The sequence below is a fragment of the Actinomyces sp. 594 genome, from assembly GCF_019325145.1.
GTDB lineage: Bacteria > Actinomycetota > Actinomycetes > Actinomycetales > Actinomycetaceae > Actinomyces.
This window is the reverse complement of the sequence record NZ_PIZC01000008.1, coordinates 1-12762: the sequence shown is the minus strand read 5'-3', so window position 1 is coordinate 12762 and position 12762 is coordinate 1. Positions and strand designations below refer to the sequence as shown.

Here is a 12762-nt window from a genome sequence, read left to right as displayed (position 1 = left end):
CCGGGCGAGGTCGGCGCCGTGCTGGTCCCGGTTGGTGAGGGCCTCGAGCAGTAGGGCGCCGGCTTCGGCGTGGTCGTCACGGGTGGTAGTAGCGACCACCAGCTGGTCGGTGTGGTCGATCATCCGCAGCCACATGGGGTCGGATTCGTCGTTGCCCGAGTCGACGAAGATCAGCCGGTAGTACTTTGAGGCGACCTGATGGATTGCATCCACATCCGAGGCGTCCACGCGCTGGTCCGCCGATAGGGCGGTGGGCTTGGAGCGAAGCACGTCAAAGCGGTCTCGGGTTTGGTGATGCACGAAGTGGGCGAGATCGGCGGACTGGGCTCCGGTGCCCAGGAGCCGGTCAACCTGGGGCAGCAGTTCCAGGACGGTGGCGTCGTGTGGTCCTTGCTCGGTGCGCCATCCCAGGGTTCCCCGGGTCTGGTTGTTGTCCCAGGTAAGCACACCGGCACCGCCGTAGCGGGCGAACACCGCGGCGAGTAGCACGGTAGTCGGGGTCTTGCCGGCTCCTCCCTTGGCGTTGACGATCGCGATCGTGCGCGGGCCCGGCCAGTGCTGGCTGACTGCCTGCACATCGGCCCGTTCGGCACGCTCGGTCTCGCTGGGGCCCACGCGGATTCCTAGCCGTGCGGCAACTCCTCGCCATCCCTGCGTCGCGGGCTCCTCGGTCTGCTCCCGCACCAGGAAGGACTGCCGCGGTCGCGGTGCCTGTTCAGGAGCGGGAGAGACGGGCATTGATGGGGCGGGCGGCTGAGTCAATGCCTCAGGCGGGGACGCCGGCTCGGGTTGTGTATGTGGAACCGTTGTCTGTTGAGACGTTGGTTCCACTTGAGCTGTCGGTTCCGACGCGGTTTGAGGGCGTGAGTGGGGCCGGGCCGGTGTGGTTGGGTCGTTCTCGACGACGCCGTCGGCGTGGATGATCAGGGGCCATTGACCGTCCGGATCGTTGGTCACGGCTCGCAGCGGGCGGCCGAGTTGTGCGGCGTGCTGCGCGATCAGCGCGATCACTTCGGGACGAGCGGCGTCGATGCTGTCGGCGGCAAAATGATGTGCCCGTCCACCGATTGACACTTCTGCCGTGCCATCGGCGTTAATGATCGCCTCCACGCGCGGCCAGTCGGCGGGTTTAGTTTGTTCAGTCATAGTCTTGTCTCCGTTCCGTCGTTATCAGTCGCCCAGCGTTACTCCGACTTGGGCCATGTAGGGCACCGGGTCAGTGGGGGAACCGTCCAGGTGGACTTCGAAGTGCAGGTGGCATCCGGTGGAGTTCCCGGAGGAGCCGACCAGCCCGATTTGTTGGCCGGCAGTCACCTTGTCGCCCGCCCTGACCTGGATGCCGTTCTCGTACATGTGCAGGTACGAAGTCTCCACGCCGCCGCCGTGATCGATGGTGATTATGCCCGTGCCATCCACCATTCCCGCCACGGTGACGGTTCCGGACTGGGCGGCCCATATGGGGCCGCCGCAGCCGCCGCCACCTAGGTCGGTGCCGGCGTGTAGGCGATAGACACCGGTAACCGGATTAACGCGCATGCCGTACGAGCTGGTCACCGGGCCTGCGCCGGGCGAGGCCCAACCGTCATGACTCACCGTGGTGGTCGAGGTCGTGCTGCTCTTGGTGGTGCAGGAATCGTCTGCTGCGGGGACGCTGACCTCTCCTGAGACGTCTAGTGACAGGTGTACGTGGTCCATGTGGTTCTGGGTGTCGCTACCACGGTCTTCCATCAACTTCCATGCGTCGGGTGGATCCCCGGCCATCCAGATCCGCTGTTGCCAGATGATGTAGTAGACCGTGAGGCTTTCGGCGTTCTCCTGCAGGTAGGCGGCCAAGCGGTCGCCCACGGCCTTGCCGTCGGGAAGGTCGTTGATCATGAAGTCCAGAGCGCGGCCGGCGGGGTGACCATAGGTCATGTCGTCGTAGGGGCTCGTCGCATCTCGATATCCGCCTACGGTCTTGATGCCGAACATCGGCCCGACCTTGTTCGCAACAATCGCCGTCTGCGGCTGAACGTCGCCGAGGGCGTACTGGTTGGAGCCCTGGGCGGCTTCGGCGGCGTTGATGCCCTGGACGCCGCTGAGGCCCTCGACGACGGTGACGGCGGCCGGCCAGTGAGACTCGTAGACATACGGGTTGGCGTTGGCCTGGACGCGGTGCGCTACGAGCGTGGGCGCAAGTGACTCACGGTCGTCAATACTTTGGAGCGCCCTGAAGAAGTTTGTGGCGGAGGTGTACGGGTCCATCCGGTCCTCCTCGCTGCCCCAGGCGCCGTTGGCGCGCTGCTGGAACAGACCGCGGGAGTCCGGGCCCACTGCGTCCCCGTAATCGAGCACCATCAGTCCTGACTCGGCCATGGCAGTCATCACGCCGATGGTCTGGTCTCGTGTGGTCAGCCCGAGGTCATATCCGGCCTGGATGATGTAGGCGGCGTTGACGAGTTGCTCGTGACCGTATCCGGCTATTGGCCCCTCCGGTACCGAGCCGAGGTTGACTGATCCGCCCGCCTGTGAGCTCACCGGAGTGCAGGTGTCTGAGTCGTCGTCTCCGCCCAGCAGCACAATACTGATGATCAGGGGCAGAACCATAACTGGTACCAGGCAGACGATGATGAGAGCGGTAGTCGACTTCTGGTCCACTACTGCTACGCCTCTTCGACCGGCACGATGCGATTGGCCAGCCACGGGGCGCTGCCGCTGGTGCGGATTACCAGGACGTCGTAGCGGCCGGCGTCGGTGGGAATCTTCACAGTCGCCACATAGGCGCTGGCGTCCTCAATGATGGATCCGGAGCCAGTCAGCTCGTGCACGGGGATGTTCGCGGGGTCGACGTACACGTAGACTTCGGCGGCCTCCTGGGTTAGGTGCGGGTCCAGGCCTGCCCACCAGGTGTCATAGTCGAGTTCCGGGTGTGCGAACGCTTCCAGGGCCGCCTCTGCCGCGTCGATCGCAGCCTCGCGCGAAGCATCGTCCCACACGGCGGGGTCTGGGGATATGGTCTGGCCGGTGTCCTCGTCAATCGAACCCTCGGGGGCGAGAGTGAACTGACTCGGATCGGGGCGCTTGAAATCAGTCGCGGTGACAGAGGGCGATGTCGGTACCGGCGTGGTCGCTGTGGAGCTGGACGTTGCCTCAGGTGGGGCATCCGTACTGCATCCGGAGACGATGGCCGCTAACGCCGCAAGCGGCAGCAGCAGGCGCGAAGGGGTCCATGTCAGTTCTCCCATGCGTGATCCTCCCTGTGGCTGCGCGGACTGGCCGTCGGGGCGCCGAGGCTGTCCGCATGCTGGTAGGCGCAAGTTGGCGCTACGATATCTGGGTAACGTTGTGCTATAGCAAACTATATTACAGTGATCTTGTCAACCTTGTTGTTATTTGGTGGAGTGTGTACACTCGCTGCCATCATCCCGCTACATTGGTCGAATCATTACCGAGGAGACATGTTCCTGTGCCGTACACTACCAACCCGTGGCTCGCGCAGAAGAAGCCCGATCCAGAGCCGGAAGCGCCGGTTTCGGACGAGACTCCTGCGCTCACTGGGCCTGCCGCTCCGCAGGAACACGTGTCTGCGCCCGAGCGTGGTCAGCTCCCATCCTGTGACCGCCCGGGTGACGTCGCTCTGTGGTGGGTGGGGGCGCACGGAGGAGCAGGCGAGTCGACCCTGTCCGCGCTGGTGCCCGAGTGGCGGGGCGGCGGACACTGCTGGCCCCGGCCGCCGGACAACGAGCGTGCGCGCGTGGTGCTCGTGGCGCGGTCCAGCGCTTACGGACTGCAGGCTGCTCAGAGCGCAGCCACCCAGTGGGCTGCGGGTGCAGTCCCGTATGTTGAGCTCCTCGGTCTGGTGATCATCGCCGATGCACCGGGCCGGCTGCCGCGACCGTTGCGGGACCTCGCGCAGGTGGTAGGTGGCGGCGTGCCCCGTGCCTGGCAGTTGCCCTGGGTGGAGGCATGGAGATTGGGAGAGCCACCCGAGCAGACGGAGTCGCCTCGAGCTGTGAGGCGGCTCATCAAGGACTTGCACCTGCTGATCAACACAACCGATGTGGACGCCGATGGCGTCGGCGAACGAAAGGAACACTGATGGTTATTGCACATGTCACACAGGTCATGACCGAGGCCATGTTGTCACTGCCTCTCGATCTTCCTGATCCGGAGCCGGTCCAGCCGCCTGGCACCGAGGGCTTCACCTCGATCATGGGGTGGGCGAAGTGGATCGCCCTGGCGGTATGCATACTCGGCTTGTTCGTTGCCGGTGCGCTGATGGCAATTCAGTCGCGTCGGGGCGAGGGCGGAGAACACGTTGGCAAGATCGGTATGGCGCTCGGAGGCGTTATCGTGATCTCTGCGGCCGCTTCGCTCGTCGGGTTCCTCGTCAGTTAAGGGGCAGGCCAGCTCAGAGGAAGCCGAAGGCGCCGGCGTCTCCGGCGCGAGCGTGTGCGGACTGTCCGGTGGAGTCATGGGGCAGGGTCGCCTTGCGAAGGCGATCGACGTCGACTACTCGGAAGACCAAGGAGACATTGCCTGTCCCGTCTCTGAGCAATACGGTCTCAGTGCCACTGCTGGTTCCGGCTATCGCTGTTGTTTTCAACGATCCACCGGGGTGACGCCATCGATCATCTATTCTCTAATTTGGGAGGGCGGGGAATGGAAGGCCGACGCCAGCGAAAGTGCGCCGTTTATTCTTGCGGCGCTTCCCGCTGCGTCGGGGTATATCACGTGGCGGCGTGATGTCATCATTAGCCCTGAGTTGAGTATGGTGAGCGGACACAACTCATGAGCCCTGTCCGCCTGAATACAAGACTATGAGCGAGGAGTTAAGTACAGTGACGAGTGAAAATAACAACGCAAAGAACAGCGAGCACGGTGCGTTCGGCCGGCCGGGGTTCATCGCTGCCGCGCTGGTCGTCGTGCTGATCGCGGTGCTTGGGATCGTGGTGGGCGTGACCAATGTGCTGCGTGACGACCCCGCGCCGGAGAGCGCCTCGGCGGTATCGACAACATTGGCGCCAACGCCCTTTGCGTCCCCGGAGCCTCCGGCAAGCAACGAGGATTCAGCCAGCACGAGCGTGTGCGGGCTAACTGGTGAGGTGACGGAGCGTGCCCGCCTCGCGAAGGCGCCCGACGTTGACTACTGGGACTACCAAGGAACCGTAGCCTATCCTGTTTCTGAGCAGTATGGTCCCGGTGCGACCGCTGATTCCGGTTATCGCTATTGCTTCCAACGATCACCCGCGGGGGCGGTGTTCGCGGCAGCTAATGCTGTTTCTCAAGGGTCTGATCCTAGCGCTGCTGGTGCGTGGCTTGACTATGTCGTGGCCGATGGCCCGTACCGCGACGAATTGCTAGCAGATACAGGCTCAGGAGATACATACGAACATGTCCGCATGTCGATAATTGGATTCCGGCTCCTAGAGTATGATGGCGACATCGCGAGAGTTGATATCGCAGTGCGTGGTGTCGTAGATGGGATGAGTCTTACGGCGTCTGGTGTATATCAACTGAAGTGGAGCGCTGGGGACTGGAAAATAGATTCTGACGTGGCTGAACCTGTCAATATTGTGTCGATACCGGATACTTCTGGATATATGCTCTGGGGAGAGTAGCGTTGTGGCTGACTGCGATTTCACCGAATGGAGCTGTCGGCTGGGAAATTTGGCTGCCAGTACGCTCGGAAACACGATTGACAATTTGGCGACTGCCGTAATGGAAGCGTTCGGTAAGACGATTGCGTCTCTGGGAACGATCTGGGTTAATGTCGGCACGCCGGACTTGACGGACTCTGGTGGTATTGAGTCCGCTATATCGGCAGATGAGATCCCGCCGAATAGTCTCAATCTCGAGAGGGTCATGGACTATGTGGTGTGGGTCAGTCTTGCGGTCGCAATACTCTCGTTGCTGATACTGGGTGCCATGATCGCCACGCGTATGCGGGCCGGAGAAGGTGTGATGGCCGTCGGGAGGGTGGGCCTCATCCTATGCGCGGTCGTATTGATATCCGGCGCTAGCGCCTTGGTGGGCGGATTCATTCCTACCCGGCCTAGCCGCGTCGGCGGAGCGGCGCTGTTCCTTCAATCGGCTCTGTGGTGGTACATGGGCGCGACAGCAATTCTCTCCGTGATCGTCGGCGGTGCGCGTATGGCGTGGGAGCAGCGTGCGGAGCCGGGTCGTGAAGTGGTGAAAAGTCTGCTGACGTTGGTGGTGGTCGCGGGTGCCGGGGTGACTGTGGTCAGCATACTGATCCGGTCGGCCGACCTGTTCTCGGTTTGGATCATCGACAGCTCCCTGGACTGCAGGGTATCCGAGGCAGGGTCTACCTGCTTCGGTGAAAACATGCTGGTGCTACTCGCGTTCACTACACGGCAGTCGGTCGGTTCCTTGGGGCCGATGCTCATCATTATTCTCGGTCTGATAGCCGTCCTAGCCGCCGCGTTCCAGGTGGTGCTGATGGTTGCGCGCAGCGGGATGCTGGTCATTCTTACGGGCATCCTGCCGCTCGCGGCATCCTTCACCAATACGGAGATGGGTAAGGGCTGGTTCAAGAAGTGCGTCTCCTGGCTGGTGGCCTTCGTCCTGTACAAACCCGCCGCTGCGATCATCTACGCCACCGCTTTCCAGCTTGCAGGTACAGATGTGTTCAAGGATGATGGCAGCGGGCTGTTGGCTGTGCTTACGGGTCTCATGCTGATGATCCTGGCGCTTTTCGCCATGCCTGCACTCATGCGCTTCGTTACGCCCATGGTCGGCTCGATGGCTGCGGGTGCCGGTGGCGGCGCACTGGCGGCCGGTGCACTGGCTTCGCTGCCTAGCGGTGCTGCTCAGCTGGGACGCTTGGCCTCCGGCAGCTCCTCGGGTTCTGATGGCCCCTCGGGCGCTAGCGGTAGGAGCGGTTCCGATGGAAAGTCCGGCACGTCTACGCAGGCGCCCACTGGCGGCGGTCAGGGCGAGATGAGTCGGCAAGGGCAGGCCGATGGCGCACCGCAGTCTGGTACGGCTGGCAGCAAATCGGGTGGAGGTGCCGGCGCTGCCGGAGGTAAGGGAGCGGGTACGGCAGGTGCGGGCGCGGGAGGCGGAAGCGCTGCCGCCGGTGGTGGAGCAGCTGGAGGCGGTGCTGCCGCCGGTGGAGCCGCTGCCGGTGGTGGAGCAGCCGCAGCAGGTGCGGCCGCCGGCCCAATCGGAATCGCCGCCGGCGTCGCTGTTGATGTGGGCAAGAAGGCAATGGATACGGCGGTGGGTGCGGCGCAGTCGCTCGGCGATGCAGCAACCGGTGAAGGAGGTGGTCCGGATGGCAGCCGTTGAGACGCGCAGTGGACCGAGAACCTACGGGAACTGGCAGCGGCCCGCATCCCCCGGAATTCTCGGGCTCGGTTCAGTGGGCACGGGCCTGCTGCTGGCCGGACTGATCATCGTGGTGATCACCGTAATGGTCTCCGACCTGCTGCACGCGCTGGGAGTCGCCGCGCTCCTGGGCGTGCTCATGCTGGCGGTACTGACCAAAGACGCCCACGGCAAGAGCCTGATTTCCCGAGGCGGAGCGCGCATCGCCTGGTGGTCGGCGCGCTCGCGGGGCCTGACCATCTACCGCTCGGGCCCGCTGGGACGCACGCTGTGGGGTACCTACCAGCTGCCCGGGCTTGCTGCTCCCACCCGGCTGAGCGAGCACAGGGACTCCTACGGACGCGAGTTCGCCCTCCTGTACACCCCGGCCACAGGCTCGTACTCGGTGGTCATCGGTGCCGAGCCCGACGGCGCGGCGTTGGTTGATCAGGAGCAAATCGACATCTGGGTCGCAGACTGGGGGCACTGGCTGGCGAATCTGGGCGATGAGCCTGGGATCGAAGCCGCTTCGGTGACGATTGAGACCGCGCCCGACTCCGGTACCCGACTGCGCCGAGAGGTGAGCACCAGCATCGATCCGGAGTCGCCCGCATTCGCCCGTGAGATGCTGCGTGAGGTCGTCGACCGCTACCCGGCTGGTTCCTCCACCGTGCGAGCCTTCGTCGCCGTCACCTTCAGCGCTGCCCCACGATCCGGCGGTCGCAAACGGAAGGCCGAGGAAATGGCCCGTGAGTTGGCGGCCCGTCTGCCCGGGCTGACGGCCGGCCTGCAGGCCACCGGGGCGGGCGCTGCCCACCCACTGTCCGCCCAGGAGCTGTGCGAGGTCATCCGGGTCGCCTACGATCCGGCCGCGGCCACACTGATTGATGAGGCGCATGCGGCAGGTGAGGTGCCCGAGCTCTCATGGCCCGACGTCGGCCCTACCGCCACCCAGGCCTCCTGGGACGGCTACCGGCATGACAGCGCCTATTCGTGCACCTGGTCCATGACGCAAGCGCCGCGCGGCAATGTGCAGTCTGGCATCCTCGCGCGGCTGCTGGCGCCGCACCGAGACGTCGACCGCAAGCGTGTGACCCTCCTTTACCGACCCATTGATGCAGCACGTGCTGCCGCAATCGTGGAAGCGGACCTGCGTGCGGCTGAGTTCCGGATGACCTCCACGGACAAGCCCGCGGCCCGCGACAGCCTCGCAGTGCGGGCGGCTGCGGCGACCGCCCAGGAGGAGGCATCTGGAGCGGGCCTGACGCAGTTCGGCATGCTGGTAACGGCCACTGTCGCCGATCGGGACAAGGAGGCCGACGCACGCGCCGCCATCGACAACCTTGCGGCCACCGCCCGCCTGCGGCTGCGACCCGTGTACGGCTCGCAGGACTCCGCGTTCGCGGCAGCCCTGCCCCTGGGGTTGGTGCTGCCGAAGCACATCAAGGTTCCGGCCGAGCTGAGGGACAAGCTATGAGCGAGCAATCGTCACGCAAGCAGCGCCAGCTACTCGGTAAGCGGAAGCGGAAGCCGGCTGAGCGCAAGCGGGAGGTACGCCCGCAGCGGCCGCCTATGCGCGGCTGGCTGGGGCGCGGACGCGGTTCCTCCAGCTACGTGCAGGCCGCCGACGAGTGGCGGGGCACCACCGTGCAGGTGTGCGGTTTGTGGCCGTACGCGATCGGCACCGGCACACCCATGGTTGGGGTGCCCCTCGGGCGCCACATCCACACCGGCGCCACATTGTGCTGCGACCCGATCTCCTGGTTCCAGCGGGCCAAGCTGATCTCCAACCCGAGCGCATTCGTGCTGGGCAAGCCCGGACTGGGCAAGTCCACCATCGTGCGCCGAATGGCCACCGGCCTGGCAGGATACGGCGTCATGCCGCTGGTCCTGGGTGACCTCAAGCCGGACTACGTCGACCTCATTGAGGCCCTGGGAGGGCAGGTAATCACCCTTGGGCGTGGTCGGGGGTACCTCAACATCCTGGATCCAGGCGAGGCTGCCGAAGCCGCGGCTCGGCTGCGCCAGGCCGGTTACACGCGTGAGGCAGCGCAGGTACTGGCCGACGCGCACGGCCGCCGGCACACCATGGTTTCTGCCCTGCTCACCATTTTGCGTTCCTCGCCACCCACCGACCGTGAAGAGACCATCATCGACCGGGCACTGAAGTACCTGGATGCCCACCACGACGGCGTCCCCGTCCTGGGCGACTTGCTGCGCGTGATCCAGGAAGGGCCGGCAGAGGTGCGCGCAGTCGCGCTCGACCGCGGCGACGACGCCCGCTACCAGGCCATCACCGAGAACCTCGAGGCCTCCCTCATTGGCCTGGTGGGCGGCGGCCGCCTGGGCGAGACCTTTGCGCGTCCCACCACCAATCCGATGCGGCGAGACGCCCCGGTTGTCTACGACGTCTCCGCGATCGACGACTCGGAGATGGATCTACAGGCAGCCACACTGCTGGCCTGCTGGTCGGCCGGATTCGGCACCGTCAACGTCGCCAACGCACTGGCTGATGCCGGACTTGAGCCGCGCCGCCACTACTTCGTCATTCTGGACGAACTATGGCGGGCCCTGCGCGCCGGCCGCGGAATGGTCGACCGCGTCGACGCCCTCACCCGTCTGAATCGCCAGCGCGGAGTCGGCATGGCCATGATCTCCCACACCATGAGCGACCTGCTCGCCCTGGCCAACGAGGAGGACCGGATGAAGGCCCGGGGGTTCGTGGAACGCTCGGGGATGGTGATATGCGGCGGACTGCCGTCGGCGGAGATGCCTCAACTCACGGCCGCAGTGCCATTCTCCCGTGCCGAGCAAGAAATGCTCATCGGCTGGCAGGACCCGCCCGCCTGGGACCCGGCCACCGGCCGCGAGGCAGAGCCTCCTGGCCGTGGCAAGTTCCTTGTGAAAGTCGGCGGCCGTCCGGGTATCCCCGTAAACGTCCAACTCACAGCCACGGAGCTGTCCATCAACGACACCAACAGGCTCTGGCACGAGCAGTCGCGCGTGGGCAGACGATCCGAATCCGCAGTTCCGGTCCAGGAGGAAGTAGACCAATGAGTACCGCTAGTAACCGCCGTCGCGACCCTGGGGGCATGTCCGGCGAGGTCATTCTCCTGTGGGTAGCTATCGTCCTGGTGGCCATTGTGGTGGGCGTCGTATATGCCGCGATGCACCTGGGGCACCGTTTGGCGGGCACGGGACTTGAAGTACCCGGCAACCCCTTCGCCGTGGCCTTCGGTCTGCTCGGAGGCGACTTGCCCTGGCCCGGATCCGCCGGTTGGTGGGTGACGGGTGGTATCGGAGTCGTTGTCATCGCGTTCAGCACCCTGGTGGGATTGGGCGTGCGTCGTCTGCGGCGTCGTCACTCACGCGTGGACCGTGCCGCCAACTATATGGGGCGGGGGCGTGACGTCGACTCCCTGACTCGGAAGAGCGCTCAGGCGACGGCAAGGCGCCTGGGCGTCGCGGCTACCCCGGGCGTGCCGATCGGCCGTGCCCTCAACGGCGGCGACGTGCTCTACGGCTCATGGGAGGACATGCACATCGACATCTGGGGACCGCGCACCGGCAAGACCACCTCGCGGGCCGTCCCCGCGATCCTGGATGCGCCGGGAGCCGTGCTGGTTACCTCCAACAAGCGTGACATCGTCGACGCGACTCGGGACGTGCGTGAGGGCTCTGGCCAGGTGTGGGTGTTTGACCCTCAAGGCATCGCCCTGGAGGAACCCACTTGGTGGTGGAACCCGCTGAGCTACGTCACCGACGAGGTGCGCGCGGCGAAACTGGCTGAGCACTTCGCCTCCGGCTCACGCGATCCGGGCGCCCGTACCGACGCCTACTTCGACCCGGCCGGACAGGACCTCCTCGCAGGGCTGTTGCTGGCTGCTGCACTCGACCACCGCGCAATCACGGATGTCTACACCTGGCTCACCCGTCCCACGGACGAGACGGCCGTGGACATCCTGCGTGATCACGGATTCAACCTGACCGCTGACCAGGTGGCCGGGGTGGTCACCGCCCCCGACAAGCAGCGTGGGGGCGTGTTCGGCACCGCTCAGCAGATGGCCTCATGCCTGACCAACCGTCAGGTCGCGCGCTGGGTCACCCCACAGGGCGCGGTAGACCCCCGCCCGCAGTTCATTCCCGAGGACTTCGTGCGCGATGGCGACGGCACGCTCTACTCGTTATCGAAAGAAGGGCGCGGCACCGCCGGCCCCCTGGTGACGGCCCTGACCGTCGCCGTCGTCGAAGCGGCCGAAGAGATGGCGGCCAGGTCCCCCGGCGGACGCCTGAGCACCCCGCTGCTCGGTGTACTCGACGAGGCCGCGAACGTGTGCCGCTGGCGCGAACTCCCGAACCTGTACAGCCATTACGGCTCACGCGGAATCGTCTTGATGACGATCCTGCAGTCCTGGTCTCAGGGCGTGGAAGTGTGGGGCGAGGCAGGAATGAAGAAACTGTGGAGCGCGTCGAACATCAAGGTGTACGGAGGGGGTGTCGCCGAGGCGGCATTCCTGGAAGACCTCTCCCGGATGGTCGGCGACTACGACCGCGTATCGTCCTCAACCTCCTACTCTCGAGGAACGCAACGCACCGTCTCCCGCCAGCTGCAGCGAGAGCGCATCCTCGACGTCGCCGACCTTGCCGCCCTGCCGAAGGGACGTGCGGTCGTGTTCGCATCCGGTGCGCGACCCACGTTGATCCGCACCACCCCCTGGATGTCCGGTCCCCATGCAGACGCAGTGAGGGCATCAATCGCCGCTCATGACCCGCGGGCCGAGCGAACCATCCTGGAAGCGGACAGCGAATTGGCTGTTGTCGAAGCCAATGTCGAGGAGAAGGAGACGTCATGAGCGAAGGTGAATTGCTAACGGGTCAGGCGGCGCTCGCTGAAACCGGTGGACCGGGCGGAGGCGCCGAGGAGTTTCAGCCCTACTTCGGTAATGTCGACGAGTTCGTGCGCGACTTCCTACGCAACATGTACCGGCGGCGGATCGACGGCAGACACCGCTGCTGGGCCGCAAGATGGTGGCAGTATGAGGAGGCCGTAGCCCGGCTGGAGGCGCTGTGGCGGGCCTGGGAGTACCTGCGACTCGATCCGACGACGGGCATGAGTACTTGGTGGCGCGATCACGCCGACTACCACATGGCCGTGCTGATGGATCCGGATGGGCCGTTCTCAACCGCTGCTTTGGGGGATGAGAATCTGTCCAAGAAGGGCGATCCGCTTCCGTACGTGGCTCCGCCGCCCGGCATGTTCGACGACTGAATTAGCATGGTGGACTGGCTTGGGGCGGCTCGCTGAAGCGGTCTGCTAGTGGTGTCAGCGCTCCGGTCCGTTTGTGTTGGTGGTGTTGGGGCGGTTTCGGTGCGGGGGCGTGTATCTGGGAGTGTTAATGCCCAGGGTTTGGCGGATGCGGGCGGCGGTGGTTGGGTTGGTGTTTGTGCTGG

The 12762-nt window shown here is 65.0% G+C and carries 12 protein-coding genes; 9 read left to right on the top strand and 3 right to left on the bottom strand.

The annotated features are described in order from the left end of the window. A partial coding sequence (locus GZ998_RS00490; protein WP_219108302.1) for an AAA family ATPase occupies nucleotides 1-615 on the bottom strand: 615 nt, incomplete at its 3' end. A gap of 318 nt (nucleotides 616-933) precedes the next feature. On the opposite strand from GZ998_RS00490, the gene GZ998_RS00485 reads away from it, so the two are divergent. Next, a complete protein-coding gene (locus tag GZ998_RS00485) occupies nucleotides 934-1071 on the top strand; it encodes a hypothetical protein (RefSeq protein WP_219108301.1) in 138 nt (45 codons plus the stop codon). A gap of 99 nt (nucleotides 1072-1170) precedes the next feature. Here GZ998_RS00485 and GZ998_RS00480 read toward each other — a convergent pair whose 3' ends face one another. Both GZ998_RS00480 and GZ998_RS00475 read right to left on the bottom strand, forming a co-directional pair. Further along, entirely contained in the window at nucleotides 1171-2637 is a 1467-nt protein-coding gene (locus tag GZ998_RS00480; protein ID WP_308807123.1) for a peptidoglycan DD-metalloendopeptidase family protein, read from the bottom strand. Nucleotides 2638-2642: 5 nt separating this feature from the next. Further along, complete coding sequence (locus tag GZ998_RS00475; RefSeq protein ID WP_219108299.1) at nucleotides 2643-3224, bottom strand: hypothetical protein; 582 nt, start codon at nucleotides 3222-3224, stop codon at nucleotides 2643-2645. A gap of 221 nt (nucleotides 3225-3445) precedes the next feature. Between GZ998_RS00475 and GZ998_RS00470 the strand changes: the two genes are divergently transcribed. The 8 genes from GZ998_RS00470 (at nucleotide 3446) to GZ998_RS00435 (ending at nucleotide 12580) form a co-directional block, all read left to right on the top strand. Beyond that, on the top strand, nucleotides 3446-4078 hold the full coding sequence (locus GZ998_RS00470) for a DUF6668 family protein (RefSeq protein ID WP_219108297.1): 633 nt from the start codon (nucleotides 3446-3448) through the stop codon (nucleotides 4076-4078). Further along, nucleotides 4078-4377 carry a hypothetical protein gene (locus tag GZ998_RS00465; protein ID WP_238994291.1) on the top strand — a complete coding sequence of 100 codons (300 nt, stop codon included), beginning with the start codon at nucleotides 4078-4080 and terminating at the stop codon, nucleotides 4375-4377. The genes GZ998_RS00470 and GZ998_RS00465 overlap by 1 nt, the downstream gene beginning before the upstream one ends. Nucleotides 4378-4820: 443 nt before the next feature. After that, nucleotides 4821-5600 carry a hypothetical protein gene (locus GZ998_RS00460; protein ID WP_219108295.1) on the top strand — a complete coding sequence of 260 codons (780 nt, stop codon included), beginning with the start codon at nucleotides 4821-4823 and terminating at the stop codon, nucleotides 5598-5600. A 4-nt stretch (nucleotides 5601-5604) separates the two neighbouring features. After that, nucleotides 5605-7293 (top strand): hypothetical protein, encoded by a 1689-nt coding sequence (locus tag GZ998_RS00455; RefSeq protein WP_219108293.1) that lies wholly within the window; start codon nucleotides 5605-5607, stop codon nucleotides 7291-7293. After that, nucleotides 7280-8788, top strand: coding sequence for an SCO6880 family protein (locus tag GZ998_RS00450; RefSeq protein WP_219108291.1), 1509 nt, complete (start codon nucleotides 7280-7282; stop codon nucleotides 8786-8788). The genes GZ998_RS00455 and GZ998_RS00450 overlap by 14 nt, the downstream gene beginning before the upstream one ends. Continuing rightward, a complete protein-coding gene (locus tag GZ998_RS00445) occupies nucleotides 8785-10368 on the top strand; it encodes an ATP/GTP-binding protein (RefSeq protein ID WP_162679182.1) in 1584 nt (527 codons plus the stop codon). Before GZ998_RS00450 ends, GZ998_RS00445 begins: the two co-directional genes overlap by 4 nt. Continuing rightward, nucleotides 10365-12164, top strand: coding sequence for a type IV secretory system conjugative DNA transfer family protein (locus tag GZ998_RS00440; RefSeq protein WP_219108289.1), 1800 nt, complete (start codon nucleotides 10365-10367; stop codon nucleotides 12162-12164). The genes GZ998_RS00445 and GZ998_RS00440 overlap by 4 nt, the downstream gene beginning before the upstream one ends. Next, nucleotides 12161-12580 carry a DUF4913 domain-containing protein gene (locus GZ998_RS00435; protein WP_219108287.1) on the top strand — a complete coding sequence of 140 codons (420 nt, stop codon included), beginning with the start codon at nucleotides 12161-12163 and terminating at the stop codon, nucleotides 12578-12580. The genes GZ998_RS00440 and GZ998_RS00435 overlap by 4 nt, the downstream gene beginning before the upstream one ends. Nucleotides 12581-12762 lie beyond the last annotated feature (182 nt).